Source organism: Paractinoplanes maris (assembly GCF_023544465.1).
GTDB lineage: Bacteria > Actinomycetota > Actinomycetes > Mycobacteriales > Micromonosporaceae > Actinoplanes > Actinoplanes maris.
Map to the genome: position 1 here is coordinate 475,523 of NZ_JALPVL010000007.1, position 25,442 is coordinate 500,964.

Annotated in this window: 23 protein-coding genes; 12 read left to right on the plus strand and 11 right to left on the minus strand. The window is 69.4% G+C overall.

Features of this window, described 5'->3' with window-relative positions; genetic code table 11:
- Positions 1–722 precede the first annotated feature (722 nt).
- Positions 723–926, plus strand: coding sequence for a TraR/DksA family transcriptional regulator (locus NAG42_RS45360; protein WP_369077110.1), 204 nt, complete (start codon positions 723–725; stop codon positions 924–926).
- Here the strand turns inward: NAG42_RS45360 and mnhG are convergent.
- The 7 genes from mnhG to NAG42_RS22740 all read right to left on the minus strand — a co-directional run bounded on the left by mnhG (position 871) and on the right by NAG42_RS22740 (position 7,678).
- Positions 871–1,233: a monovalent cation/H(+) antiporter subunit G gene (gene mnhG, locus NAG42_RS22710; RefSeq protein WP_250032802.1), complete on the minus strand. Its 363-nt coding sequence runs from the start codon at positions 1,231–1,233 to the stop codon at positions 871–873. The two genes, NAG42_RS45360 and mnhG, sit on opposite strands and share 56 nt — an antisense overlap.
- Positions 1,230–1,490 carry a monovalent cation/H+ antiporter complex subunit F gene (locus tag NAG42_RS22715; RefSeq protein WP_250032803.1) on the minus strand — a complete coding sequence of 87 codons (261 nt, stop codon included), beginning with the start codon at positions 1,488–1,490 and terminating at the stop codon, positions 1,230–1,232. The genes mnhG and NAG42_RS22715 overlap by 4 nt, the downstream gene beginning before the upstream one ends.
- Positions 1,487–2,044: a Na+/H+ antiporter subunit E gene (locus tag NAG42_RS22720; protein WP_250032806.1), complete on the minus strand. Its 558-nt coding sequence runs from the start codon at positions 2,042–2,044 to the stop codon at positions 1,487–1,489. The genes NAG42_RS22715 and NAG42_RS22720 overlap by 4 nt, the downstream gene beginning before the upstream one ends.
- The gene (locus NAG42_RS22725) at positions 2,041–3,561 is read right to left on the minus strand and encodes a Na+/H+ antiporter subunit D (RefSeq protein WP_250032807.1); all 1,521 of its coding nucleotides are present in this window, start codon (positions 3,559–3,561) and stop codon (positions 2,041–2,043) included. Before NAG42_RS22725 ends, NAG42_RS22720 begins: the two co-directional genes overlap by 4 nt.
- Positions 3,558–3,995, minus strand: a complete 438-nt coding sequence (locus NAG42_RS22730) for a Na(+)/H(+) antiporter subunit C (RefSeq protein ID WP_250032808.1) — start codon at positions 3,993–3,995, stop codon at positions 3,558–3,560. The genes NAG42_RS22725 and NAG42_RS22730 overlap by 4 nt, the downstream gene beginning before the upstream one ends.
- Complete coding sequence (locus NAG42_RS22735; protein WP_250032809.1) at positions 3,992–6,820, minus strand: Na+/H+ antiporter subunit A; 2,829 nt, start codon at positions 6,818–6,820, stop codon at positions 3,992–3,994. The genes NAG42_RS22730 and NAG42_RS22735 overlap by 4 nt, the downstream gene beginning before the upstream one ends.
- Before the next feature lie 177 nt (positions 6,821–6,997).
- Positions 6,998–7,678 carry a cation:proton antiporter regulatory subunit gene (locus tag NAG42_RS22740; RefSeq protein ID WP_250032810.1) on the minus strand — a complete coding sequence of 227 codons (681 nt, stop codon included), beginning with the start codon at positions 7,676–7,678 and terminating at the stop codon, positions 6,998–7,000.
- 91 nt (positions 7,679–7,769) lie between these two features.
- On the opposite strand from NAG42_RS22740, the gene NAG42_RS22745 reads away from it, so the two are divergent.
- Positions 7,770–8,252 carry a MarR family winged helix-turn-helix transcriptional regulator gene (locus tag NAG42_RS22745; protein WP_250032811.1) on the plus strand — a complete coding sequence of 161 codons (483 nt, stop codon included), beginning with the start codon at positions 7,770–7,772 and terminating at the stop codon, positions 8,250–8,252.
- A 62-nt stretch (positions 8,253–8,314) separates the two neighbouring features.
- Here NAG42_RS22745 and ygiD read toward each other — a convergent pair whose 3' ends face one another.
- Positions 8,315–9,160 carry a 4,5-DOPA-extradiol-dioxygenase gene (gene ygiD, locus NAG42_RS22750; protein WP_250032812.1) on the minus strand — a complete coding sequence of 282 codons (846 nt, stop codon included), beginning with the start codon at positions 9,158–9,160 and terminating at the stop codon, positions 8,315–8,317.
- Between the two features lie 282 nt (positions 9,161–9,442).
- Here ygiD and NAG42_RS22755 point away from each other — a divergent pair, with 282 nt between their 5' ends.
- The 6 genes from NAG42_RS22755 to NAG42_RS22780 all read left to right on the plus strand — a co-directional run bounded on the left by NAG42_RS22755 (position 9,443) and on the right by NAG42_RS22780 (position 16,512).
- Positions 9,443–9,649 carry a hypothetical protein gene (locus NAG42_RS22755; protein ID WP_250032813.1) on the plus strand — a complete coding sequence of 69 codons (207 nt, stop codon included), beginning with the start codon at positions 9,443–9,445 and terminating at the stop codon, positions 9,647–9,649.
- Between the two features lie 86 nt (positions 9,650–9,735).
- Positions 9,736–10,446: a CBS domain-containing protein gene (locus NAG42_RS22760; protein ID WP_284045692.1), complete on the plus strand. Its 711-nt coding sequence runs from the start codon at positions 9,736–9,738 to the stop codon at positions 10,444–10,446.
- Between the two features lie 196 nt (positions 10,447–10,642).
- A complete protein-coding gene (locus tag NAG42_RS22765) occupies positions 10,643–14,053 on the plus strand; it encodes an AMP-binding protein (RefSeq protein ID WP_250032815.1) in 3,411 nt (1,136 codons plus the stop codon).
- A gap of 229 nt (positions 14,054–14,282) precedes the next feature.
- Complete coding sequence (locus tag NAG42_RS22770) at positions 14,283–14,756, plus strand: phosphatase PAP2 family protein (RefSeq protein WP_308201173.1); 474 nt, start codon at positions 14,283–14,285, stop codon at positions 14,754–14,756.
- A 284-nt stretch (positions 14,757–15,040) separates the two neighbouring features.
- On the plus strand, positions 15,041–15,724 hold the full coding sequence (locus NAG42_RS22775) for an alpha/beta fold hydrolase (RefSeq protein WP_250032816.1): 684 nt from the start codon (positions 15,041–15,043) through the stop codon (positions 15,722–15,724).
- Positions 15,718–16,512, plus strand: coding sequence for an alpha/beta hydrolase (locus NAG42_RS22780; protein ID WP_250032817.1), 795 nt, complete (start codon positions 15,718–15,720; stop codon positions 16,510–16,512). Before NAG42_RS22775 ends, NAG42_RS22780 begins: the two co-directional genes overlap by 7 nt.
- 295 nt (positions 16,513–16,807) lie before the next feature.
- Here NAG42_RS22780 and NAG42_RS22785 read toward each other — a convergent pair whose 3' ends face one another.
- Complete coding sequence (locus NAG42_RS22785; RefSeq protein WP_250032818.1) at positions 16,808–20,137, minus strand: ATP-binding protein; 3,330 nt, start codon at positions 20,135–20,137, stop codon at positions 16,808–16,810.
- 320 nt (positions 20,138–20,457) lie between these two features.
- Positions 20,458–21,009, minus strand: a complete 552-nt coding sequence (locus tag NAG42_RS22790; RefSeq protein ID WP_250032819.1) for a DUF6653 family protein — start codon at positions 21,007–21,009, stop codon at positions 20,458–20,460.
- A 129-nt stretch (positions 21,010–21,138) separates the two neighbouring features.
- Here NAG42_RS22790 and NAG42_RS22795 point away from each other — a divergent pair, with 129 nt between their 5' ends.
- From NAG42_RS22795 to NAG42_RS22810, 4 genes are all read left to right on the plus strand, one after another.
- Positions 21,139–21,597, plus strand: a complete 459-nt coding sequence (locus tag NAG42_RS22795; RefSeq protein WP_250032820.1) for a GNAT family N-acetyltransferase — start codon at positions 21,139–21,141, stop codon at positions 21,595–21,597.
- Between the two features lie 10 nt (positions 21,598–21,607).
- Positions 21,608–21,874, plus strand: coding sequence for a hypothetical protein (locus tag NAG42_RS22800; protein ID WP_250032821.1), 267 nt, complete (start codon positions 21,608–21,610; stop codon positions 21,872–21,874).
- A gap of 407 nt (positions 21,875–22,281) precedes the next feature.
- Positions 22,282–23,427, plus strand: coding sequence for a serine hydrolase domain-containing protein (locus tag NAG42_RS22805; RefSeq protein ID WP_250032822.1), 1,146 nt, complete (start codon positions 22,282–22,284; stop codon positions 23,425–23,427).
- Positions 23,428–23,482: 55 nt separating this feature from the next.
- On the plus strand, positions 23,483–24,826 hold the full coding sequence (locus tag NAG42_RS22810; protein ID WP_250032823.1) for an FAD-dependent oxidoreductase: 1,344 nt from the start codon (positions 23,483–23,485) through the stop codon (positions 24,824–24,826).
- Positions 24,827–25,159: 333 nt separating this feature from the next.
- On the opposite strand, the gene NAG42_RS22815 is transcribed toward NAG42_RS22810, so the two are convergent.
- Positions 25,160–25,399: a hypothetical protein gene (locus NAG42_RS22815; RefSeq protein ID WP_250032825.1), complete on the minus strand. Its 240-nt coding sequence runs from the start codon at positions 25,397–25,399 to the stop codon at positions 25,160–25,162.
- Positions 25,400–25,442 lie beyond the last annotated feature (43 nt).

Sequence of the window (25,442 nt, forward strand, 5' to 3'; positions counted from 1 at the left end):
CGACGGCGGCAACACCGCTCACGACGCCAACATCCCGGGAGACTCGCGAGCGGTCCGGGGGACAGCCAGCGCAACACGGTCACTGCTCAGCTACCTTCGTGCCGGCTCCGCCAACCACCTCGACGCCAGGACCTTCGTACCGTCCGATCGAGTGTTTGTCTGCCCATGGTGTCGAGACTGGCGAACAAATCCCATGTCAGGGCAGGTCAGACTCAGAGTCCCGGGATGTCGTCCAAGAGGCCTCGGTGCGGAGCCTTCGCCCCCGATCAGCAGCCGCGTCGATCACACGGCAATCCTGGTGGCTCGCCAGCTGCGGCACGCAGCACGGCCTTGAGTAAAAGCTCGCCAGTCCCCGGGATGCCGGCAATGCCTGCGGTGCAGGCCAATCATCGTCCAGAGGTCGGGTCACCGGTGTTGAACGGTCCATGGAACATGTCCATCTGGACCAGCAGCGCCAGCAAGGCCACGACGGCGGCGACGAGTCCCTCGGAGGATTCGCTGGAGGAGGCAACATGACAGCCGCACCGCAAGCCCCGGTTGAGCCGATGGAACTGTTCCGCACCATGCTCGAGGACGAGTTCGCCGCTCAGACCACCCGGCTGACACAGCTGACGGTATACGCCCGGCTACCTCGGCACGCCGGCTACGACCCGGAGGTCCTCGACGGGCTCATCACCTCGGCCCGTCGACGGATCGCCGACACGGCTCACGCTCTCAGGCGCATGTCCGAAGGAAGCTACGGCGTGTGCGCGACCTGCGACCGGCCCATCCCGCTGGGCCGGCTACGGATCGCGCCCACCGCCCTCCACTGCACGCGCTGCGGAACAGAGCCTCGGGCGCGTTCCACCGCGCGACGGGAATACCTCGGCGTCACCGTGACGGGGGCTGGGCGTCTGCTCGATCCTCCGCGAGCTCGTCGACGATGAGCAGGTCCCGTCGCACGTGACCGGCCCGGTAGACGGCTCGGCCGACCATGTGCGCGGCCACCGGCGCGGTGGCCAGCTGGAAGACGCCGACCAGGACGAGAGTCGTGATGTCGATGGTGTTCTGCAGCCGTAGCGCCGTGCCGGCCAGGATCAGCAGGAGTCCCAGCACTTGCGGCTTGGTGGCCGCGTGCATGCGGTTGAGCAGATCGGGAAAGCGTAGAAGCCCCACCCCGGCCGCCAGGCTCAGGAACGCTCCCGAGATCAGGCAGGTGCCGGCGAGGACGTCAGCTACGGTCTGGACGGTCATCGCCTGCTCCTCGGAGAGAACCGGGCGACCGCGACCGAGCCGACGAAGCCCAGGATCGACAGGACGACGAGAATGGGCAGCGAGGTCGCGTCGCGGGTGTAGGCGGCCTCGGCCGCGATGGCGCACACCACGATGGCGAGCAGCACGTCGACAGCCACGATCCGATCCAGCGTGGTCGGCCCGCGGACGATGCGAACCAGTACGAGAGACACGGCCGCGCAGAGCAGTACGGACGCGATGATGCCGACGACGATCACAGCTGTCTCCTTTTCTCGACCGGCGGCGGGTCGCTGAGTCTTCGGATCTCGTCGTCCGAGCCGATCGCCCGGACGATGCGCGCCTCGGTCTCGTACACCTCGTGCCGGAACCGCTCGACGGCGGCGCGGTCGGCCACACCGATGACGTGGATGTAGAGCGTCGTGGAGGCCCGATCGGTGTCCACGATGAGGCTGCCCGGCACCAAGGAGACGGCCTCTCCGGTCAGGGTCAGCACCAGGTCGGAAGGAACCCGCAACGGCACCCGGATGATGGCGCTGCGCGGCTGGTGCCCGAAGCGGAAAGCGAGCACGGCGAGTTGAAAGCTGGCAGCCACCAGATCGATGACGAAGCGCCACGCCAGGCGGAGCAGAGCGACCGGATGCGGGCGCCCGGCCACGGTGACGGGCGGCAGCGGAAACACCGTGATCACCACCGCGGCGACGAGGAGTCCGCTGATCAGGTTGGCCCAGGAGAAGACCCCCCAGAGCAGCATCCACACCGTAACCAGCACGGCCGCCGTCAGCAGCCGGTCACGCCATCTGGGCAACCTCATGGCGCCTCCTCCGGGAAGACGGCTTGGATGTACGGTTCCCGATCGAGCAGCTCCTGAGCGGCCTGACCAGTGACGTCGAAGAGCGGGCCGGAGACGACCGTGAGACCGGTGCCCAGAACCACGAGGGCGAGCGTCGCGCCCACCATGAGCCGCGGCAGCACCCGGACGGAGGCGGCGCCGTCGGCCGCCACAGTCTCAGGACGCGGAGTCCGCCAGAAGGCCAGGTTCCATACCCGACCGATCGCGTAGAGCGTGAGCAGGCTCGTGATCACGCCGCCGGAGACGAGTAGCCAGGCCAGGACGCCGCCGTTGGCGACGCCGGCCTGGAGCAACCCGAGCTTGCCGAGGAAGCCCGAGAAGGGCGGAATTCCGGCGAGGTTCAGTGCGGGAAGGAAGAACAGGACGCCGAGAAGGGGCGCCAGCCGGGCGAGCCCACCGAGGTGCTCGAGCGCCGTGGTGCCTCCCCTTCGTTCGACCAGGCCGGCGGCCAGGAAGAGGGTGGTCTGGATGACGATGTGGTGCACGACGTAGAAGATGGCGCCGGACAGCCCGGCGCTCGAGGCGAGCCCGATACCGAAGAGCATGTACCCGATGTGGCTGACCAGGGTGAAGGACAACAATCGCTTGATGTCCGACTGGGCCACGGCGCCGAGAATCCCGACGACCATCGTGAGCAGCGCCGCTATCAGAATCGCGTCGTCGGCCGGACCGTCCGGGAACAGCAGAGTCTGGGTCCGGATGATCGCGTACACGCCGACCTTGGTCAGCAGTCCCGCGAACACAGCCGTGACGGGCGCGATGGCAGTCGGATAGCTGTCGGGCAGCCAGGCGGACAGCGGGAACACAGCGGCCTTGATGCCGAAGGCGAGCAACAGCATGCTCTGCAGGCCGAGCTGCAGGCCGTCCGGCAACGCATCGAGCCGATCGGCGAGCTGGGCGAGGTTCAGCGTGCCGGTTGCGCCGTAGATCAGGCCGATCGCGGTCAGGAAGATCAGCGACGACAGCAGACTGACCACGACGTACGTGGTGCCGTCCCGGATCCGGCTCTTCGTGGCGCCGATGGTGATCAGAACGTAGCTCGCGGCGAGCAGGATCTCGAAGCCGACGTAGAGGTTGAACAGGTCGCCGGCCAGGAAGGCATTGGTGACGCCGGCGGTGAGAATGAGGTAGGCCGGGTGGTAGACCGCCACGGGCACGGCGTCGTCCTGGTCGGCCATGCCCTGACCGATGGAGTAGACCAACACGCACAGCGTCACCGCGGCCGACACCACGAGCATCAGGGCGGCCAACTGGTCGGCGACGAGGACGATGCCCATGGGCGCCGCCCACCCGCCGACGGCCACGATCAGCGGGTCACCCGAGGCGGTGAGGGCCAGCAGGGCCACCGCCACGGCGAGCGTCGCGGCCAGAATCACCAGGCTCACAGTGCGCTGGAGGTTGGGATGCCGGCGCAGGAGCAGAGTGACGGCGGCGCCCAGCAGCGGCATGACGACGGGCAGGGGCACCAGCCAGTTCATCGCTGCCCCGCCTGATCGGAGTTGTCCGGGCCGGCCGCCGTCACCGGTGGCGAATCCTGGTCCTCGAGACCTTGATCGCGTTCGGCCCGCTCCATGATGCGCCGGTCCTCGACGTCGTCCTGCACGTCGTCGTGACCGGTCAGCAACCAGCTTCGGTACGCCATCGCCAGCAGGAACGCGGTCATGCCGAGGGTGATGACAATGGCGGTCAGGATCATCGCCTGGGTCAGTGGATCGCTCATGCCCGGTTCGGGGGTGACGCCGACGATCGGGGGTCCGCCGTACGCCCCGCCCAGCAGGATCAGCACGTTCACGCCGTTGCCCAGCATCGTGATGCCGAGGATGACCCGGGTCAGGCTTCGTTCCAGCAGCAGCGTGACCCCGGCGGCGAACAGCACGCCGACGACGATGACCAGAAGCAGATTCGTGCTCATACGAGTTCCTCCTCCCGCCGGGCCGGCTCTGCCCGTTCCGTGCGATCGTGACGGTCGATCTCGGCCCCCAGACTGCGCAGGATGTTCAGCACCACTCCGATGACCACCAGGTAGACGCCCACGTCGAAAATCGTCGACGTCACGAAGTGGACGTGGCCCAGCACCGGCAGGTGCCAGTCCAGCAACGTGCTCTGCAAGAACTCGCCACCGGCGACCAGAGCGGCCAGGCCGGTTCCGAGCGCGATGAACAGGCCGGTGCCCATGACCACGCCGGCGTCCACCGGCGCCGCCACGTTCAGTTCGTGCCGTCCGCCGGCGAGGTAGCGCAACACGAGCGCCAGCCCCACAGCCAGCCCGCCGGCGAAACCGCCCCCGGGCGCGTTGTGACCGGCGAACAGCAGGTACACCGAGAACAGGACGATCGTGTGGAAGACGAGGCGAGTGATCACCTCGAGGATCGGCGAGCGCAACCCGGCATCGAGGGTGTGCCCGGCCATCAGCCACACCTCACCCCGAGGCGGCGTGGGCAACGGCGTACGGCGGCCGCCGCGCAGCAGACGCCGCGAACCGCCGGAGACCAGACTGGCCACTCCGATGGCCGCGACGACCAGGACCGAGATCTCGCCCATCGTGTCCCAGGCCCGGATGTCGACCAGGATGACGTTCACGATGTTGCTTCCGCCGCCGAAGGACACCGCGGGTTCCCCGAAGGCGGTGGAGATGGCGACAGCCTGACGGCCCGTGGTCGCGGCGTACGCCAGACCGGACACCACAGCGCCGACAGCGAGTCCGATCGCCACCCGCAGCGGGCGGCTGGAGACCAACGGCCGGACGGCGAAATGACCGGGCAACCGCCGCAGCACGAGTACGAACATCACCATCGTGCAGGTCTCGACCAGCAGTTGTGTCAGTGCGAGGTCCGGTGCGCCGTGCAGGACGAACAACATCGCGGTGGCGTACCCCGTCACACCCACCAGGACCACCGCCGCCAGTCGCCGGCGGGCCCGCACGGCGAACACAGCCGCGACGGTCAGCGCGGCCGCCGGTATCAGCTGCAGCGGGTCGTCCCACAGCCGGAACCCGCCCACGAGAGGCGGGCCGGCGAGCAGCGCACCGCCGCCGAGCAGCACCAGCATGACGAGGATCGTCCCGAGGTAGACCGGCAGTGAACCCCGCTGGGTGGCGCCTGTCACCTCGACCGCCGCCCGTCCGAGCAGGCCGGTGGTCCGTTCGTATCCGTCGGCGCCGGTGAACGGCAGTCGCAGGCGCCGCCACCGCGTGGTGCGTGCGGTCATGGCGAATATCGCCGCGCCGGCACCCAACGCCAGGATGGACAACGCCAGCGCCGGGGTGAAACCGTGCCAGACGGCGAGGTGATAGTCCGCCGCGCCCGAGTAGGTGTCGGCGTATCCGGCGAGAAGGTCGTTCAGCGCCGGCGAGGACAACCCCGCCAGAAGACCGGCCACGGCGAGCAGCGCAGGAGGAGTAAGGAACGGCCACGACACGTTGTGCACCGTCCGCGGCGCGACGCCGTGTTTGTCGGAGAAGGCTCCCCACAGGAACCGCAGGGTGTACGCCACCGTCAGCGCGGACCCCGCGACCACGCCGGCCAGGACCGCCCACTTCCACCAACCGCCGCCGCGGAACGCGTCGAAGATGGCTTCCTTGCCGACAAAGCCGGCCAGCGGTGGCACCCCAGCCATCGAAAGAGCCGCCAGGACGGCCACCAGCCACACCGACGGCAGCGACCGCCGCAGGCCGCTGAGTTCGCGCAGGTCCCGCGTGCCGGCGGAGTGGTCGATGATTCCGACCACGAAGAACAGCGCCGCCTTGAACATCGCGTGTGCGAGCAGCATCATGGCGCCGGCCAGAGCGGCGTCGCGGAAGCCCGCGCCGAGGGCGACCGCGAGCAGACCGAGCTGACTGACCGTGCCGTATGCCAGCAGGAGCTTCAGGTCGTGCTGGCGAAGCGCCGTCCATCCGCCGAGCACCATGGTCACCAGTCCGCCGGCAAGGACCAGTGGCCGCCACGGCGCGGCGCCGGCCAGTGCCGGGCCGAGCAGCCCGAGCAGGAACACTCCGGCCTTCACCATCGCCGCGGCATGCAGGTACGCGCTGACCGGCGTGGGAGCCGCCATGGCCGCCGGCAACCAGAAACTGAAGGGAAAAATCGCCGACTTGGACATGGCCCCGAGCAGCAACAGGATTACGGCAGCCACGAGGTAGCCGCCTGTCGGTAAGGCGTCCTGCACCACGGACCACTGATAGCTGCCGGCATGCTCGCCCAGCATGATGATGCCCACCAGCATCGCCAGGCCACCGACAGTGGTGACGATGAGTGCCTGCAGCGCGGCGAGCCGGCTGGCCCGGCTCGCCGGGTCATGCCCGATGAGCAGGTACGAGAAAACCGTCGTGAGTTCCCAGAAGACGTAGAGCACGATCAGGTTGTCGGAGACCACGAGGCCGAGCATCGCTCCGGCGAAACCGACGAACACACCGGCGAATCGGGCCAGCCCGGGCTCTCCTGCGGTGAAGTAGCGGGCACAGTAGACCAGTGCCAGCGCGCCCACTCCACCGACGAGCAGAACCATCAGCCAAGACAGTGACGTCATGCGCAAGGCGAGCTCGGCGCCTACCTGACCGGCCCAGGGGTACACCTCGGTGACCGCTCCTCCGTCGCGCATCGCCGCCGTACGGCTCACGGCCCACCCCAGGCCACTGGCCGGCACCAGAGCGAGCAGGTAGAACGCCCGGAGCCCCAGGCGGCGTACGAGGGTCGGCGCCACGAGAGCGGCGGCCAGATGGGCGATCAGCAGGACTAGCACATGCGTCCCCTCAGTCTCGCGACTGCCCGCCCACGTACCCCTGCGCTCTCAGAGGAAACCGCGCTGTCGGTCAGTCATGATGTCTCGACATTCCGTCCGCGACTCGATGCGGAGTGCGCTGTGCCGATCGATCTTGGTAGCTGCTTGATCCGCTGTTCCTGATCGATGCTACGGACGTCAGGCCGAGATGAGCACAGGCGCGGGCGAGGGATCTGCGACGTCGAGGTTCTTCTTCGCGGTTCTCGTCCGGGCCGAGAACACCGGCAGGCCGAGCATCTGTGCGACAGCCTGAGCCTCGGTCTCTGTCAGCACCATGTTGTGCGCGACCCGGTCGACGTCGTCGCGATCGTACGAGATCACATCTCGCCGGCCGTTCAGGTGTGCCACTACTCCGACGCGCTTTCCCTCAGCCGTCGTCAGGGTGTAAGAGACCGCCGAGCCGGGCAGCGGCTCGGTCTCCACTTCCAGAGGGCGCAGATGCCCCGCTGAGCGCAGAGTGACTGCGGAGTGCCGCTCCCTCGGACGGCGTGACGGCACGCCGCCGTTCCGTCCCGCGCGACTGCGCGCGTCCGTGGCCGCGTGGGTGACGAGCCCGAGAATCCCACCGGCGGCGCCGCCGATCAGCAGGCCGCTCACCATCGCGAGCAGCGTCGGCACGGAGATGACGAAGAGACCGACTACCGCACCGGTCAGCAATCCGAGCCAGGCACCCAACGTGATGCCCAGCATGGCCGCGTTCCCCCAGGCTCGTCGAACCATCACCGACTGCGGCAGCCGGGGTGGCCCGTTGCTTGGGGGTTGCGAGGCTTTGCCGCCCGCCCGCTGAATGCCGTGGTGCAGGGTCGCCTTCGTGACCATGCCGATGACCGCCTCTCAATAGTTGGTGTATCCAAACCATATCGAAAATAGTTGGTTTGCGCAAACCATCTATCGCGGTAGGCTGTGCCGCATGGACGATGGCACTGCGGCCCGGCAGATACATGAGGCATTCACCCAGCTGATGCGGTGGGCACACCGGGGCGACGTCCGCCGGATGCTGCTCGAGTCCACTGCCGAGACGCTGTCGGCGAACGACATCACCCTGCTCCGGGCCATCACCGCACACGGCCCCGTGCGTATCTCCGATCTGGCGTCCTGGCAGGGGGTCGACAAGTCGACGCTCACTCCGCAGGTGCGCCGCCTGGAAGACCGCGATCTGGTTGTCCGGCAGGGCGATCCCGGGGACCGGCGGGCCAGCCTGATGACCGTCACCGACCACGGACGGCGCCGCCTCGACGCCATGGACAGGGCCGGCGAGGACCTCTTCGGGCGAGCCTTGGACGGCTGGTCCGACGACGACCGGCGCCACCTCGCCACGCTGATGCAACGACTTGCCGCAGGCCTGGCCGTCGTGCCGCACGAGAGTGTGCTCCGCACGCGGCAGACCACCTGACGTGCGTGGTTCACGGCAGCCGGAAGGGGCCGGTCTGTGACGATGCCCCGGGCCGTGCGGCGTCAGATGTTGCACCCGTCCGGCGGCAGGCTCTCCGGCGGCTGCGGAGAACCACCCTCGCCGGCGGCGTCCGGGCAGGACAGCCCGAGTGTGTACGCCGTCATCGACAGCGATCCGTAGGCGTAGCCGTCGACCAGGACCGAGGTGCCGGGGTCGTCGGCGGTCGCCGCGAGCCCGGCCAGATAGAGCGCGGGAATGAAATGGTCGGGCGTCGGCACCGCGCTGCGGTAGTCACGGTGCGCGTCGAGGCTCGCGAACCCGCTGGGGTCGGTCAGCATGCGGACCTTGGCATCCTCGTCGAAGCGTTGCGCCCAGTCGTAGCCGTCGTCGGTGAGCTTCCAGTCCATACCGCGCAGGTTGTGCACCACGTTGCCACTGGCGATGATCAGTACGCCGCGACGACGCAGCGGAGCCAGCTTCGCGCCGAGTTCGATGTGGTAGTCCAGTGGCTTGTCCGCGTTGATGCTGAGCTGTACGACCGGGATCGAGGCGTCGGGGAAGGCGTGGGTCAGCACGGACCAGGTGCCGTGGTCGATGCCCCAGCTGTCGATGTCGGCGCCGACCCAGGTCAGATGGACCACGTCGCTGACCTCGGCGGCCAGGTCGGGAAGCCCGGGCGCCGGATACTGCACCTCGAAGAGCTCCTCGGGAAACCCGTAGAAGTCGTGGATCGTCCGCGGCCGGGGCATCGCGGTGACCGCGGTGGCATTGGTGTACCAGTGGGCGCTGATCACCAGGATCGCCCGCGGCCGGGGCACTGATTCGCCGAAGACCCGCCAGGCGGCGGTGTAGCGGTTCACCTCGAGAGCGTTCATCGGATTGCCGTGCCCGATGAACGCCGCCGGCATCAACACATCCACTTGAGACCCCCGGTTGCCACGTCTGCGCTTCCGCGATCAGCGTAGACCCGGAGCCGGCCCACGACGCCTCGTCGACCTTCGTTGCCGAGGGTCGGCAACGTGCACCTCGGTTTCCTGTCCCTCGTAGCTCTTAACCGGCAAGGAAGCTGCGGCAACAATGGACACAGACCCCAGGGATACCGCAGCCGCCGGCGCGGACCGGGGCACGTCCTTGATCCATCGCCGCCGCGCCGGCTCCCGGCCCGATGGCTTCGTCGAAGGAGGCAGTTCATGCGATCCCGCACAGCTTCGTTCCCCGTGGTGGCCGTCCTCGGCGCCGCCGTCATCGGACTGGCGGTGATCCTCTTCGTGACCGTCGGCCTGACCGAAGCCCTGACACTCGTCGCCGTCGTCGCCGCCTTGTCCGCCGTGTACGCCCTGCGTCATTGGGCCCGCAAAAGATTGATCTACCACCGTACTTCCGAGCCACAGGCGTGAACGCCTCCGATCGTCGCGTCGGCAGTGGCCGGAACCGTGAGCACCAGGAAGGGATTGACATGCAGCAATGGCGAGTCCAAGACGTGATGACCACTGATGTGATCACTGCCTCCGGAGATGCGCCGGTGAAGGAGCTGGTCGATCTGCTCCGCGAACGGGAGATCAGCGCTGCGCCGATCGTCGACGATTTCGGCGTCGTGCTCGGTGTGGTCTCCTGGAGCGACCTGCACGAGATCATCGAGGTCGCCCAGCCAGTACGCTCGCGGCGATGGTGGCGCCGGGCGTTTCCACCGCGCCTGTACTGGCCCGAGGGCACGGCGGCCGGAATCATGAACGGTCCCCCGGTGACGATCGGGGCGGACGCGTCGCTGACGGCCGCCGCCCGGCTGATGCACCAGCGCGCCGTCGGTCGACTGCTGGTGGTCGACGCCGGCCACAAGCTGCGGGGCATCGTCAGCCGATCGGACCTGTTCAAGGTCCACGACCGGCTGGACGCCGTGATCCGCGACGAGGCGGTGCACCACGTCCTGATCGGTGAGCTGCGGATCCGCCCCGGAGCAGTGCGCGTCAGCGTGGACGACGGCGCCGTGACCCTCACCGGACGAACGGCACGGAGGACGACCGCGCAGGCCGCGGCCCGGACCATCGCGCTGATCCCCGGCGTGACCGACATCGACAATCAGCTTGTGCCGGACGTCGACGACACCGCGGCCCCCGGGTCCGCCGGTCACGCCCTCCGGCGCAACTACCTGGTGCTGGACGGCGGCCCCCGGAGCATGGCGGCAGCGCAGGCGTGAACTCGATCGACCCGTCCTCCACTCCCCCGATCCACGAATCAACCGCGAACTGACAGTTGACTGTCACGGACCAAGTGCATGCCCGGCCGGGTGGCGCGACGGCACCGTCAGAAGCAGTCCACAGCGGGACCGGTCCCCTTCATGATGACGGGTGTAACGTCCGAACGAGTCACTCCCCCGTCCATCGGAGTCCCGGATGTCCGCGAGCCTGCTGACCACCATGGCCGACCGCCTCGACGCCGCTCCCGGGTCGCCCCTCTTCACGTTCCTCGATCGCCACGGCAAGGAGATCGACGCGGCCGACCTCCAGGAGATCGTGCGCCGGGCGGCCGGCACCGCCGACTTCCTGCAGGCGGCCGGGGTTGCGCCCGGCGACCGCGTACTGCTGATCTTCCCGCCCGATGGTCTGGAGTTCGTCGCCGGCTTCGTCGGGTGCATGCTCCTCGGCGCGATCGCTGTCCCGGTGGCCAGCCCCGACCCGCGGCATCTCGATCGGGAGCTGCCCAAGCTCCGGCACATCGCCGAGGACAGCGGCGCACGCGTCGCCCTCACCCATGCGAGGTACCGCGGACTCACCACACTGGCGTCGGTACGCGACGGCTTGGCGGGCCGCTGGCGCGGCCGCGAGACGTCGAACTGGCCCGAACTCACCTGGTTGCTGTCCAATCGCGTCAAACGCGCCGATCCGGAGGTGGCCGCGGCCCGGCTGGCCCGCGCGGCCGCCCGGTTCGGCCCGGACGATGTCGTGTACCTGCAGTACACCTCCGGCTCGACGTCGGCGCCCAGGGGCGTCGTCGTACGGCATCGGAATCTGACGCACAATCTCGAGCTGATCGCGCGCAACACCCGGGTCGACAGCGAGTCGGTGCTCGTCGGCTGGGTGCCGTTGTTCCACGACATGGGGCTGGCCGGCGGGATCCTCAACGCCCTGTACACCGGGGCGCGCTGCGTCGCCTTCTCCTCGACCACCTTCCTGGCTGCCCCGCGTCTCTGGCTCGAGGCGATCGATCGCTACCGCGCCACGCACATCGCCGGGCCGAACTTCGGCTACGACTACGTGTTGCGCGGTCTGCGCGACGGCGACTCGTTCGACCTCTCGTCGGTCCGCTCCACCCTGCAGGGCGGTGAGCCGATGCTGGTCGCCACGATGGACCGCTTCGAGGCCGCGCTCAGCCGGATGGGCTTCGATCCGGCGTCGTTCGGCAACGTCTACGGCATGGCCGAGGCCGTGCTCTTCGTCTGCGGTCGGGTCGGCCGGAAGCCGACGCTGCTCCACGGGGATCGGGCCCTGCTGGATCGCGACGGCGTGATCGTCGCGCCGGCGCCGGGCGCACCCGCGATGACGCTCGTGGGCAGCGGCGTGCCGGACGAGGAGTGGGGTGTTTCGGTGATCGCCGTCGACCCGGTAACCCGGCGGCCGCGGCCACCGTACGCCGTCGGTGAGCTGTGGATCTCCAGTCCCAGCGTGTCGAGCGGTTACTGGGGACGGACCGAGGAGGAGAACGCGGCCGTCTTCGCCGCGCGCCCGGCGACCGGAACCGGCCCGCACGACGGGCGGCGTTTCCTGCGGACCGGTGATCTCGGAGTGATCGGCGACGACGGCGAGGTGTTCCTCTGCGGCCGCCTCAAGGACCTCATCATCGTCGGGGGCCGCAACATTCATCCGCAGGATCTGGAAGCGGCGGTAGTGGCGGCCGATCCGATTCTGCGGCCGGGCAACGCGGTCGCCTTCGGGGTGCGGGTCGACGGCGTCGAGCGGGTCGTGGTGGCGGCCGAGCTGCGCAAGAAGGTCCTGCGGGACAGGGAGCCGGTCCCGCTGGACCGCGCGGCCTCGGCGATCCGGGCCGCGGTGACCTCGCACTGCGGGGTGCAGTGTCATGAGGTCCTGCTGATGAGGCCGGACAGCCTTCCGAAGACGACCAGCGGAAAGCTGCGGCGCACACAGTGCAGGCAACAGTGGACGGCTGGATCGCTGCGTTCGTCGGCGGTCCCGGGACAACGCGAGCCGACATGGACGACATTGCCCCGGGCGGGCCCGGGCGGCGAGCCGGAGTACCTGCTCCGGTTGCTGCAGACCGAAGTAGCAGAGGTGCTGCAACTGACCGACCCGAACGACATATCGGTGGATCGGCCACTCCTCGACGTCGGCCTCGACTCGCTCGGGTTGATCGATCTGGCCCTGCGCGTCGAGGATCGGACCGGAGCGCGCATCCCGCCGGCGAACTTCGGCAACGACTCGACCCTGCGGGCGATGGCGATCTCGCTGGTACGGCACTTCGAGTCGGCGCCTCCCGAGCTGGACGAGGCTCCGGACACCGGTGACGTCCCATTCAGCGCCGCGCAGCGGCACGCCCTGGAGCTGGGGCAATGGGACGGGTCGACCCGTACGGTCATGCTCGACGTCCATCGGCGGCTCACCCCGGACCGTCTCCGCCGAGCCGCGTGCGCGCTGGTCGCCCGGCACGAGGCGCTGCGCCTGCGGTTCCGTCGCGACGACGGCCGATTCGCGCAGCGCTACGGCGACATCGAGGGCAGTTTCACCGTCGAGTCGGTCACGCTGGACCGGCCCGACGCGCGCCCGCCGCTCATCAGCGAGCAGCATCGCCGCGTCAGCGTCGAGCACGGCCCGCTGATGCGTCTGGTTCTCATCGAGAGCGGCTCCAGGCAACGTCTGTTCATCGCGGTCAACCACCTCGTCATGGACAGGGTCACGCTGCGCATCCTGCTGGATGACCTGGACCAGCTCTGCCGGTTGGACGAACAGGGCGAGGCCCTGCGGCTGGCCCGGACATCGGCCCGCTTCGAAGTGTTCTCCGGCTGGATGAACGACTTCGCCCGCCGGGACGCGAGGGCGGATCTCGAGTTCTGGCGAACTCAGCTGGCAGTGCCACCACCGGCCACCTACGACCCGCTGGCGCACACCGGCGTGCAGACGGAGGACCTGGCGACCGCCCGCCACAGCCTGCCGCCCGAGGAGACGCGCAGGCTCCGCAACGTACGGATGACCGGGCCGGACGCCGGCCGTGCACCGCTGGGCACCACCCTGCTCACGGCGCTGGTGCGGACCGCTCAGCGCCAGTGGAGCTGCGGGCGTCTCGTGGTCGAGCTCTCCGGCTCGGGGAGACAGACAGCGGTACACGGCCTCGATCTCTCGCGCACGGTCGGCGATCTGCACTGCACCTTCCCGCTCGCCTTCGAGGACAGCCAGTCCCAGAGCCCAGCCGAGACGCTGACCGCAGTGGGAAAACGGCTCGCCGGTGTCCCGTCCGCGGGGCTGTCGTTCGAAGGCCTCAAGTATCTGAACAACGACCCGGACCTGCGACAGAGCATCCGCCAGGCCCCGGCTCCGACGCTACGGTTCACCTTCCAGGGCGAGATGCCGACGCGGAGCCGCAACGGCCTCTTCTCTCTGAGCGCGGCCGCCATCGGTGACGTGTGGGATCCCGGGGCCGGCGTGCGGCAACCGCCCCTCCACATCGAATGCGCGGTCGTCGGCGGCACGACCCGCATTGTCTGGGCATACTCGCCCCGGCGGCTGTGGTGGACCGGAGCCGAGATCGATCAGTGGATGACCCGGTTCCGAAATGAGCTCTACCAGCTGGTTTGAAGGGGCACGGGCTTCCCGGTCGGTCAGACGTCGCGGTAGGTGGCGAACTCGTCGAGCAGGCTCTACGGGCGTCGTCGCATTGCGGGAAGCATGTCGCGGACGGCTGCCTCGAACTGATCGTAGGACGCATCCAGCGGAAGCGAATCTGCGACCGGCGCCCCGCAAGCCTCCAGGCGTGCCGACAGCTCACGCAGGAGATGTAGAGCCTAGTAGGGCATCTGATCATGGGGTGGGGCTACGCCGCTGGCGCGAGCCGCTGTTCCTGGCGGCCGCGGTGACCACGCAGGCGCTGGTGTTCTTCTCCGCCACCCTGATCATCAACCGCTCGCGGCCGGACGTGCCGAAGCTGGACGTGTCGCCGCCCACCTCCAGCTTTCCGTCCGGGCACACGTCCGCCGCGTTGGCCCTCTATGGCGGACTGGCCCTGCTGCTGGCCCTGCTCGCTCGGCGAACGTGGCTCAAGGTCCTGTGCTGGGCGCTGGTCTTGGTGCCGATCGCGGTCGGGCTGGCCCGCATGTACCGCGGCATGCACCACCCGTCAGGCGTGGTGGCGTCGTTCCTCAACGGCGGCGTCTGCATCGCCGTCATGGCGCGCGCAATACTCGCGCGCGGCGCGGTGTCTTCCAACCCACCAACAGGTTTAGCCCGCTCGTCTTCATTCGTGTCCGGTCGTCAGGAGCACTGGCGGCGGTCGCTCCGCTGAACAGGCCGTCGTCGGATCACTCGGCAGGTTCCTCATTTAGCGAAGCGCTTTCGTAAGAGAGCGACGGTCACGACCTTGGACGTCAGACGCGCAGTTTCTCCACGAGCGCTCTGCGAGGAGTAGAACGCTCAAGGCGGTTACCGGAGGCCGTCCGGAATGGTCGAAGGTCTTACGTACACCAGAAAACCGCCCCCCTGATCGGCGGGAACCCGGCTTGTCTGCCGCGATCGCCACTGGAACGGTTGATTTCGTAGCGATCAAGCCGAATTCTCGAGACGAAGAGCATGGACATGCAGTATCAAGCGATCACCCGGCTGGCGGCCGCGGTGTTGCTGCTGGCCGGCCTGAGCACGGGATCCGTCCCCGCGAACGCCGTTTCGTCAGCAGGCACATTCAAGGTCGACTGGAAGCCGTGTCCAGACGCTCCAAATATCCAATGTGGAATGTTACAGGTGCCGTTGGACTGGTCCAAGCCGACGGGCGAAAGAGTGCCGATCGCCGTCGCGCGCCGTCCGGCCGACGATCCGGGCGCCCGCATCGGAACGCTGTTCTACAATCCCGGTGGGCCCGGTGCCGGTGCCGCAAGGTACATCGTCGCCGCGGAAACCGCCTTCTCCCCCACGCTGCGCACCCGGTTCGACCTGGTCGCCATGGACCCGCGCGGAATGGGCAACAGCGTGCAGGTGCGCTGCGAGCTGAACCTCTTCACGCCCGACACGACCCTGTTCCCTCGCTCCGAGGAACAGTTCCAGCGGATGGTCCGGCACAACCGCGAATTCGGCCAGAGCTGCCTGCGGCAGACCGGCGCGCTCATGCACAACATGGACACCAGGACCGTCGCCCGCGACCACGAGGCATTGCGCATCGCCCTCAATGTCGACAAGGTCAGCTGGCTCGGCATCTCGTACGGCGCCCAGTTGGCGGCCAACTACGCCAACGAGTCCCCCGCCACACCCGCGCCATGGTGATCGACGCCGCACTGGATCACAGCCAGGCGGAGACCGCGCAGGCGACCGACGAGATCATGTCCGTGGAGAACGGATTCAACCGGTTCGCGCGCTGGTGCGACACAGCAACCGCGTGCGCGCTTCGCGGCCAGGACGTCGGGACCGTGTTCGACGCGCTGGTCGCACGCGCCGACGCCAACCCCATCCCTGTGGAGGGAGCGCTGCGAGCGGTCACCGGCGAGGACATCCGGATGGGAACCAAGACCCAGCTCGCGACCAAGGATCCGGTCGTCATCGCGCCGGGTTCAACCTGGGCGGCACTGTCCCAGTCACTCGCGGCCGCTGTCGCCGGAGACGCCTCGGCATTCATCTCCTTCCCCGACGGCGTGCCCCAGGACGGCCTGGGCGCCATCTCGGCGAACGCCTGCACCGACTACGTGCCCCAGGTCGAATCGTGGGCCGAGATGCAGCAGCGCATGCAGCTGGGCCGGCAACTCGCCCCGCACATGCAGGGCGCGTCCGACACCTGGCGGGTCAACGGCTGCATCGGCTGGCCGGTCAAGGCGACGAACCCGCCGCGGGCACTGAACGTCCGCGGAATACCGACGCTACTCGTGCATGCGGTAAACGATCCACAGGACCCGTACCGCTGGACGCACAACCTCGCGGCTCAGATCCATGGCAGCGACCTGCTGACCCGCACGGGCGACGGGCACACCTCCTACTACTCCTCGCCGTGCTCACGCGCCGCGATGGACAACTACCTCGTCCGCCCGCAGGCATCCGCCGACCGAGTGTGTGACGAGTAGCCCCTGGCCGATTGGTGACCCCTCGTCCCGAGTGACGGGGGGCCACAACGCCAAGGCATCAAAACCGACCGCCCGGCGCCAGGAGCGCAACCTGGTTGAACAGCCAGACGTACCAGAAGGTGACGGCGATGGTAGTGCCGGCGTCGATCGATGCCGCGCAGGCCGGCCCGGTTGTCGCGGATGGACGCCACGATGAGGGCGGCGATGAATGTGCCCGCGGCGACGAAGCTGTCCCATGGGATGGCGCCCCGGCTCAGGGCGTACGCGAGGACGGACGTCGGTGCAAAGTGTGGACTCAGCGTGCGACGTCCAGCCGGCGCAGGTCCTTGGCGGCCCGCCGGGCCAGCAGCTCGGCTCCCTGCCGGCGGGCGATCTCCTGCGAAGTCTCGAGCTCGGCGCGAGCGTCGGCTCTCCGGGACGGCCCGTTCGCGAGCAGGGTTCGGCCACGCAGGCGGTGCAGCTCGGCCTCGTACATTCGCTCGCCGGTCTGGGTGACCTGTACGAGCGCTTCGTCCAGCAGTCGCAGAGCCTCCTCGCTGTGCCCCGACAAGGCCTCGGCCTCGGCGAGCAGACCCAGCACCCAGGGGACGAGGTGCCGCGCGCCGCGCGACTGGATCTCGTCGACGTTCTGCCGCAGCGCTCGGGCACCTCCGGCCGGGTCGCCGGTCAGCGCCCGGGTCCAGGATCGGACGGCCGAGGCGTAGCTGAACCAGGCCGGAAGCGGACCGGCGAGCTCGAGCGCTCGGCCGGCATGCAGACCAGCCGTGGTCACGTCCCGGCGAAGGGCGCCGATCAATGCGGCGCTGGTGAACACGGCCGCTCGCACCAGGGGTGCCGCGGTGCCGGTCGCGGCGATCGCGGAGTCCACCTGCGCGGTCGCGTCGTGTCCGTGGCCGAGGAGGTCCAGCACCGGAGCCAGTTGCAGCCGGACGGTGATGTCAACCGGGAGTGCCTGGTGCGACGGATCGGGCGCGGCGGCGGCCAAGCCGAGGCTCTGCTCGAGGTGCTCCCGCGCCGCGCCGGGCTCGCCCATGCACCACAGGGTTCGGCCGACGGCGAGCTGGGCGAGCGCGAGCGCGAGCGGATCGGCCATCTGCTGGCCGAGATCGAGTATCCGCTCGGCCAGCCGGCGCGCGTCGGCGTGCTCGGCTCGAGCCACCGCCACCTCGTACAGGCTCCGGTACGCCGCGATCGTGGCGGGGCCGTCGGCCAGTTGCTCAGCCAACTCCCGGGCACGCGTGACGGCGGCGCGGCCAGCCGCCGACTGTGCACCGTCGAGCTGGGCGAACAGCATGCTGAGCCGCATCTGCACGTCGAGCTCCGACCGCATGCGTTCGGTTGACTCGGCCTCTCCGACGAGCAGTTCCAGCGCGTGCCGCAGGTGTTGTTCGGCCCCCTCGTGCGCCAGGGTGGCCAACGCGTGGTCGGCGGCTGCCAGCAGGTGTGGCAGGGCGGTGCGGGTGCCGACCACCGGCGAGGCCAGCCACCAGTGCAGGCCGGCGCGGTCGGCCCAGCCGGGGCGGCCGGCCAGCGCCTGAGCCACGCGGGCGTGCAGCCGCGCCTGCCGGACCCGGCTGACCTCGCCATGGATGGCCTCCCGGACGAGGGCGTGCGCGAACCGGTACCGGCCCACGGCCGTGTCCTCGACCACCAGGCCTGACAAGAGTGCTGCCTCGATGGCATCGAGTGCGCTCTCGTCGTCCAGACCGGACACGTCACGGACGACGTCGAGATTGAACTCCCGCCCGATCACCGCGGCGACGAGGAGCACCGATCGCGTCTGCTCCGGCAGCCCGGCGAGGCGGCGGCGCAAGACGTCCCGAACGCCCACCGGCACCTCATGGGCCGCGGCCTGTTCCGCCGCGGCCAGCCTCCGGTCGCTGCCGAGCAGGCGAACAAGTTCCAGGACGAAGAAAGGGTTTCCCGCGCTGCGGTCGTGCACCACCCGTACCAGCCCACCGTCGGGGCTCGCTCGGAGATTCGCGGCCATCAGCTGCCGTACGTCGGTCTCGCTCAAGCCGTGCAGAGCAACCCGGTCCACCGTCGGCAGGCGCGCCAGCGCGGCGAGCGTGTCGCGCAGTACCGCTTTGCCGGCCGGATCGGGGTCACGGTAGGTGGCGGCGACGAGGATCCGCGCGGTGCCGAGCTCGCCGGCCAGCGCCGGTAGAACGCGCAACGTGCCGGCGTCCGCCCACTGCAGGTCGTCGATCACCACCAGGAGCGGTCGGCGCGCAGCCAACCGGTGCAACAGCGCCACCACCGCACGGCACAGCCGGAACCGGACCGCCTCGACGTCCACGACGGGCGGTGCGGCCGCCTGCTCACCGGCGGGGTCGATGAGGATCGACCCGAGCACCGGCAGATGCGGAGCCAGCAACGCCTCCCGGTCATCGTACGGAAGGTCTGCGATCAACTCCCGCAGCACCTGCGTCCACGGCCAGAACGGCGGCGCACCAGGCTCCTCCCCGCAGCGGCCCCACGCGACCGCCACCCCGGTCGAGCGCCGGGCCAACTCCTCGGCGAGCCTGGTCTTGCCGACACCGGGCTCGCCGGTCAGCAGCACCAGCCGGCCGTGCCCGGCCACGCTCGCGGCCAGCGCCCGGTCGAGCGAGCTCAGCTGGGTGGTGCGGCCGACGAGCGTGCGTTCCGGGTCGGGCACCGGCCCGGCTTCGGCCGCGTGCACCGCTGTGTCCGGTGCGGACCACCGCGCCACGGCCTGATCGAGATCCGGTGCGTGCCGCAGGATCTGCTGGTGCAGTACCTCCAGTTGTGGACGCGGGTCGATACCCAGGTCCTCGTTCAGCATCCGGCGGACGTCCTGGTAGGCGCTCAGGGCCTCCGCCTGGCGCCCGGAGCGGTACAGCGCCAGCATGCGAAAACCGTGCAGGCTCTCCCGGTACGGATGGGCCTTGGTCAGTTGATCAAGCTCGGCGAGGTCGATCGCGGGCCGCCCCCGCGCCAGGTCGGCCGCGATCCGGTCCTCGAGTGCACCCAGCCGCAGCTCATCCAGGCGAGCCCGTTCCTCGCGGGCGAACGAAGCGTCGGCGAAGTCGGCCAGAACCGGGCCCCGCCACAGCGCGAGCGCCTGCCCGAGGAGGTCGGCGGCCCGTTCGGGATCGCCCGTGCCCAACAGCTGCCGGCCCTGCGTGGCGAGCGCTTGGAACCGCGCCGCGTCAAGATCCTCCGGGGCGACCGCGATCCGGTACCCGGGCGGCTGGCTCACCAGCACGCGCGCCGGCGTGCGGGCCTCGCGAACCGGCTCCAGCAGCCGCCGCAGATGAGACACATACGCCTGGAGCGACGCGAGCGCCTGCGCCGGCGGGTCCTCCCCCCAGATCTCGTCGACCAGGTGCTCAAGCGAGACTGGACGATTTGCGTGCACCAGGAGGATGGCGAGCACGGCACGCTGCTTCGGGCGGCCCAGCTGCAGCAGCCGCCCGCCCTCCGCCACTTCGAGCGGTCCGAGAATGTTGAACTTCACCGCACCGCCCGTCTCCACCGGTGGGAGTCGCACGGACCATGTTATAGCGCCTCCGGAACCAGGGAACCCCGCACATCGGACATGATCGGAGCCTACGGGCGCCGTCGAACGAGGGCGACGCCTCAGGAGCCGGGTGGCCGCCACGGCACCGTTGCCGCCGTCGCCCTCTCGTCCGATGCCAGGATCGCGGCCACGTCCGCACCGGTGAGGAAGGCGACCATCAGGGTGTTGGTGATGGTCAGCTTGCGGCGGGGTCGATGGTGGTGCCGGCGAGCATCGGCCGGGCCAGCGACTGCGGTGCCAGCGGCAGAAACGGGATGTCCATGAAGCTGAGGTGGGAGGCCCCGGTGATCTGCACCGTGTGGGCCGGCTTTGCGGTCCGGTCGAGGGTGATGGCCTTCTCGGCGGCGTACCAGTCGGGGTCGGGGGCGATGCCGACCGCGACGGCATCGTCGGGGGTCAGGTCAGTACTCCCAGGACGCGTACTTGGCGTTGCGCTGTTTCATGTCCTCGTACAGCAGCACCTGCCGGTCGATGTACCACGCCTTGGCGGCCTGCAGGATCACCAGACCGGTGACGGTCGCGATCAGGTCGAGCTGGACGAGCCCGTACGCGAGCGCCGCCGCACCGATGGTCTGGATCGCGTAGGTCACCCGCAGCACCTTGGGAGTGAACTGGGCGGGAACCGGAACGACGTTTCGCTCCGACCAGACCCGTTCACCGAAGACGCCCTTCGACGCCCAGTTGCGGGTGGACCGGGGCTTGGGAAACAGCAACGGGTTGACCATCATGAAGACCAGCGACAAGACGATCGGCACCAGGCACCACCACCCGATCCAGTCGCGACTCCAGATCGACAACGCCAGCAACGGCAGGACCGCGAACCGGGTCACGACGCTGACCGGGTTGGCGTGGCGGGTCCAGCTGTCGCCGGTCAGGCCGAACCATTTGGCGACTCGTTGCTCCCCGCTCAGCTTGGTGGTGGTAGGTGTGCCCGACATGGCCGGAGTACTCATCGTGGACCTCCCTGGTGGCGACTCGACGTGACTGTCACGAGGGTGCGGCACCGGGCTTGACGGCGGCTTGACACGGAGCATCCCCGCGCGTCAAGTGGTCGCCAAGGCGTGGCCACCAGGATGGTGCTCGTGGGAGTTGACGAGGACCCCCGGCCGTCGGGAATCGTGTTCCGGCGGCTGGGCACGCCGGCCGAACGGTCGCGGGCACGCGCCCTGCTGGACGCCGCCGGGCCCGCGTACCGCTCGCCGCGGCTGGCCGGCGACGAGGTGTGGTTCGGGCTGTTCGACCTCACCGCGGCCAACGGCGCCGCCCTGACGGCCGCCGCGGCCACGCTACCGACGTCGGCGCGGGTGCTGGAGGCACGCGCGCTGGTGTGGACAAGTGCACACTGGTCACAGACGTGCGGACGGCTGGTGCGGGAGCTGGCCGATGTGTGCCGGGCGCACGGTGCGGAGTGGATGGTGGCCGCCGTCGCGGATGGCGACACGGCCGCGGTGCACCTACTGCGCCGCGCCGGCTTCGACACGACCTCGGATCCGGGTCTGCCTGACACTGGCTCCATCGAATGGCTCATGCGGGACGTCTAAGGAGGCAACGGTGCGTCCGTGGTGGCAATGGCTCCTCGGCTGGCTTGGATTCGCGGCGTTGCTCGCGACGCTGATCTTCTATGCCGCCAGCGGGCTGCTCGCGCCGGCCTGGGCAGTCGCAGTCCTACTGGTCGTCTGGCTTGGGCTGGTGGTGGCAGCGATCAGACTGCTGCGCCGCCGGCGACCGCTGTGGGTGCTGATGACGCCGATCGCCGCATGGTTGATCTGGTACGCCGCGTTGACCGCCGGAGAGACCTGGCTCGGCTGGACAGGCTGACCCCTCGCCCGAGCGGTCCTCGCCCGGACGCTGACTGCGCTAGCAACCGCAACGACCGGCAACCACATCAGTGGTGCTCGCACTGCGGGCAACTTCGACGCGATTCAGTCGCCCGGCGCACGGCACCTTCTCGCCTCGGCGGCGCCGTTCGGCGGGCATTTGACACAGCGCCATACCCGGCGTCAAGTCACCGTCAAGCCCGGCCGCGCACGATCGTCTGCGAACGAGCTACCCACCCGCTACCGCAGCGGTGGTGGCCGGCGTCGGGCTCGCCCCGGCAGCCAAAGCCTGGTACCTCGAGCGCATGGTGCTGCTGTTCGACGACATGAAGACCCGCCACCGCGAGTACTCGGCGTGGGAGTACTGAGGCCACCGCCGCCACGACACCACCCGAATAGAGGGAACCGATGAACCGCACCCACATCACCTGCCGGCTCCTCGTCGCCACGGCAACTGCGCTCGCGGTGGCGCTGACAACCGGCGGGCCCGCGGGCGCCCAGCCCGTGCCGGCAGACCAGGCCGAACGACGCCTGCAACAGGCCCTCGATCGGGTGGTCGCCGCGGGCGCCCCGGGAGCCGTCCTTCTCGACCGGCACGGATCGCGCACCACCCGACTGGCGAGCGGCTTCGCCGATCCGGTCGAGGGCCGTCGGATGCGCGTGGACGACCGGTTCCGAGCGGCCAGCCAGATGAAGAGCTTCACCGCGGTGGTGGTCCTGCAATTGGTCCAGGAAGGCCGGCTACGCCTCGACGATCAGATCGACGTGTTGCTACCCGGTGTCGTGCCGCACGGCTACGGTGCCGGAGTCACGGTGCGGCACCTGTTACTGCACAACAGCGGACTGTTCGACTTCGGTGACGATCCACGCGTACTCGCCCCGTACTTCGCCGGTGACCTCGGTCATGTGTGGACCCCGCCGCAACTGTTGGCGATCGCGTTCGAGCATCCGCCGCTGTTCCCGCCGGGCACCCGGTTCTCCTACGCTGACACCGGCTACTTCCTGCTGGCCTACATCGTCGAGGCGGTCACCGGACACGCCTTCGGCGACGAGTTGCGGCGCCGGATCCTGCGCCCGCTGGGGCTGCGCGGCACCGACCTGCCGACCGTCGACGCAATCGCCGGCCGGCACGCACACGGATACATCGTGTTCGGCGACCCACCGGCCGACACGGACGTCACCGCCCTGTATCCGTTCTCGTGGGCCGCCGGTGGGCTGACGAGCACCGCCCACGACTCCGCCCGATTCTATCGCGCTCTGTTCGCGGGCCGGCTGCTGTCCCCCGCGCTGATCCGCGAGATGAAGACCACGATCGAGGTCACCGACAGCGACCTGCCCAGCCGCAGCGGCCTCGGGGTCCAGCGATGGACGCCGTGTGGCGTCGCGTGGGGGCACAGCGGCAACGCTCCCGGCTATCTGGTCTACACCTGGATCAGCCCGGACACCCAGCACGAAACCGTCTTGATGATCAACGAGGACCCCCAGTCGGTCGGTCCACAGGCTCTGGCCGAGTACTACGACCTGCTCGATCGCGCGTACTGCAGGCGACCCTGACGTCCGGGGTAATCGCCTGGTGGGTGCCGACGAACAACGGATGAGGAGTGTTGCGATGACAAATCAGAACAGCCGGATCACCGTGGTCGGTGGTGGCATCGGTGGGCTGACGGCCGCACTGCTCCTCGCCCGTACCGGAGCGGACGTCACCGTGCTGGAACGAGCACCCCAGCCGAAAGAGGTCGGCGCCGGACTGCTGATCCAACCGAACGGCCTGGCCGTGCTGGGCGGTCTGTCACTCGCCGCCGACCTCCACCAGCGCGCGCACCCCATCGGCGGCGCCGTGGTCCGGTCGCCGGCCGGCGTGCCGATCCTGCACACACGAATGCCCGACTACGGTCCGGGCCTCGACCACACCCTCGCCGTGCGGCGCAGCCACCTGCTCACCGTGCTGCTCGGCGCCGTCGAAGCAGCACCGGCCGTCCGGACGCTCTTCGGCCACGAGGTGATCGACGCCCACCAGGACGGACACGTGACGTACCGCGACCCGGACGGAACTCACCAGACCCTGCGCGCCGACCTCGTCGTCGGCGCCGATGGGGCGGGGTCGCAGATCCGCGCGGTCGGCGCGTTCCGCCCCACCGTGCGCGGCAGCCGCGCCACCTACATCCGCGGCATCATTCCCGGCGACGACCTCGGCCTGGAAGGTGAGTACTGGACGCCGCTGGGCGTGTTCGGCGGCGCGCGACTCGGCGACGGAACCACCTACTTCTACGCCGCAGGCGACGCCGCCGGGGTTGCGGCGGCGCTCGCCCAGCGAGACCTGCCGGCGTTGCGTCGCGTGTGGGCAGACGCCCTGGCCCCCAGCACCGGCGTGCTCCAACGCGTCCCAGACTTCGACGCGCTGCTCATCAACGACGTCACCCGAGTGGACTGCGCTCGCTGGGTCGACGGTCGCCTCGTCCTCGTCGGCGACGCGGCACACGCAATGGCACCCAACCTCGGCCAGGGCGCCAACAGCGCGATGGTTGACGCCGCGGTACTGGCCATCGAACTGGCCGGCGACCGGCCGATCGCCGATGCGTTGCGGCGCTACACCACCCGCCGAGCCCGGCCGGTGCGACGTGTCCAGGACACCGCCGACCGGCTCGCCCGGATGAGCCGCGTAGCGGGTCGCCTCAGGCCCGTCACCCGAGACACCCTCCTCAACCTGCTCACCCGGATCCACCCCCTCGCCCACCGACAGACCACCGCCGCCCAGCAGGAGGATCCGCGCGCCCTGCTCGCATCCGTCGCCGCGCTGGGCTCCACACCAACGACCGCGGAAGGAACGAAGGCCACCGATCAACCTCGACCCTCGGAACGGCGGGGCGCGCGACGCGCAGGTGGCGCGGGAGCCGAGCACCGGGCAGTACCTGATAACCGCGATGCGAAAGGTACGTCGGGTCCTTCCCGGTAGGCCGTACCGCAGGTGAGTGCTACGACGCGTCCCGTACCGGCCCCGGCCGCCTCGCCCTGCGCCGGCTGACCGCGGGAGAACCGGTCTGGCCGGAGCGAAACGTCGTTCCGGTTCCGCCCAGTTCAATCCCCAGGGTCTGAGGGTGACCTACGCGATCCAGGGCGCCAGCAAATCAGGACGCAGGCCAGGTTGACCAGGCTGTCGTGGATGTCGGACGTCGGTTACCCGGGGATGCCGGCCGGGGCTCAGCGGTGCAGCGGTGTCCGCAGGATCTTGCCGGCATGGGTCCACAACAGCGCGTCGCCGGCGTCGGGTACCACATTCCGCCGCACGTCAGGCAGGCGAGCCGCAAGCGAGGCACCGTGAGTGCACCGGGCTGGTGTCGGCGGTGCCGTAGCAGAGGTCCACAGGGACCCGTACGAGCGCCGGGTCGAACGGCCATCGGGCCGAGACGAGGACGGTGTCCCGCGCGTACCCGCCGGGGCCTTGCGCGAAGGCCTCCGCCATGGCGTGCCGCAAGGCGCGTTCGAATACCGGATCGGTGTAGACGGTCCGGTCGGTGTCACCGGCCATCATGAGGATCCGCTGCCAGTACTCTTCCGGATCCCGTACCCGG

What these genes read in the sequence shown, in the direction of transcription:
- NAG42_RS45360 (WP_369077110.1), top strand. Translation starts at nt 723, where the DNA reads ATGTCCGAAGGAAGCTACGGCGTGTGCGCGACCTGCGACCGGCCCATC.
- NAG42_RS22780 (WP_250032817.1), top strand. Translation starts at nt 15,718, where the DNA reads ATGGTGATCGACGCCGCACTGGATCACAGCCAGGCGGAGACCGCGCAG.
- NAG42_RS22730 (WP_250032808.1), bottom strand. Translation starts at nt 3,995, where the DNA reads ATGAGCACGAATCTGCTTCTGGTCATCGTCGTCGGCGTGCTGTTCGCC.
- NAG42_RS22720 (WP_250032806.1), bottom strand. Translation starts at nt 2,044, where the DNA reads ATGAGGTTGCCCAGATGGCGTGACCGGCTGCTGACGGCGGCCGTGCTG.
- NAG42_RS22790 (WP_250032819.1), bottom strand. Translation starts at nt 21,009, where the DNA reads ATGAGTACTCCGGCCATGTCGGGCACACCTACCACCACCAAGCTGAGC.
- NAG42_RS22815 (WP_250032825.1), bottom strand. Translation starts at nt 25,399, where the DNA reads ATGGCCGGTGACACCGACCGGACCGTCTACACCGATCCGGTATTCGAA.
- NAG42_RS22775 (WP_250032816.1), top strand. Translation starts at nt 15,041, where the DNA reads ATGGACATGCAGTATCAAGCGATCACCCGGCTGGCGGCCGCGGTGTTG.
- mnhG (WP_250032802.1), bottom strand. Translation starts at nt 1,233, where the DNA reads ATGACCGTCCAGACCGTAGCTGACGTCCTCGCCGGCACCTGCCTGATC.
- NAG42_RS22725 (WP_250032807.1), bottom strand. Translation starts at nt 3,561, where the DNA reads ATGAACTGGCTGGTGCCCCTGCCCGTCGTCATGCCGCTGCTGGGCGCC.
- ygiD (WP_250032812.1), bottom strand. Translation starts at nt 9,160, where the DNA reads ATGCCGGCGGCGTTCATCGGGCACGGCAATCCGATGAACGCTCTCGAG.
- NAG42_RS22805 (WP_250032822.1), top strand. Translation starts at nt 22,282, where the DNA reads ATGAACCGCACCCACATCACCTGCCGGCTCCTCGTCGCCACGGCAACT.
- NAG42_RS22745 (WP_250032811.1), top strand. Translation starts at nt 7,770, where the DNA reads ATGGACGATGGCACTGCGGCCCGGCAGATACATGAGGCATTCACCCAG.
- NAG42_RS22755 (WP_250032813.1), top strand. Translation starts at nt 9,443, where the DNA reads ATGCGATCCCGCACAGCTTCGTTCCCCGTGGTGGCCGTCCTCGGCGCC.
- NAG42_RS22760 (WP_284045692.1), top strand. Translation starts at nt 9,736, where the DNA reads ATGACCACTGATGTGATCACTGCCTCCGGAGATGCGCCGGTGAAGGAG.
- NAG42_RS22810 (WP_250032823.1), top strand. Translation starts at nt 23,483, where the DNA reads ATGACAAATCAGAACAGCCGGATCACCGTGGTCGGTGGTGGCATCGGT.
- NAG42_RS22765 (WP_250032815.1), top strand. Translation starts at nt 10,643, where the DNA reads ATGTCCGCGAGCCTGCTGACCACCATGGCCGACCGCCTCGACGCCGCT.
- NAG42_RS22740 (WP_250032810.1), bottom strand. Translation starts at nt 7,678, where the DNA reads ATGGTCACGAAGGCGACCCTGCACCACGGCATTCAGCGGGCGGGCGGC.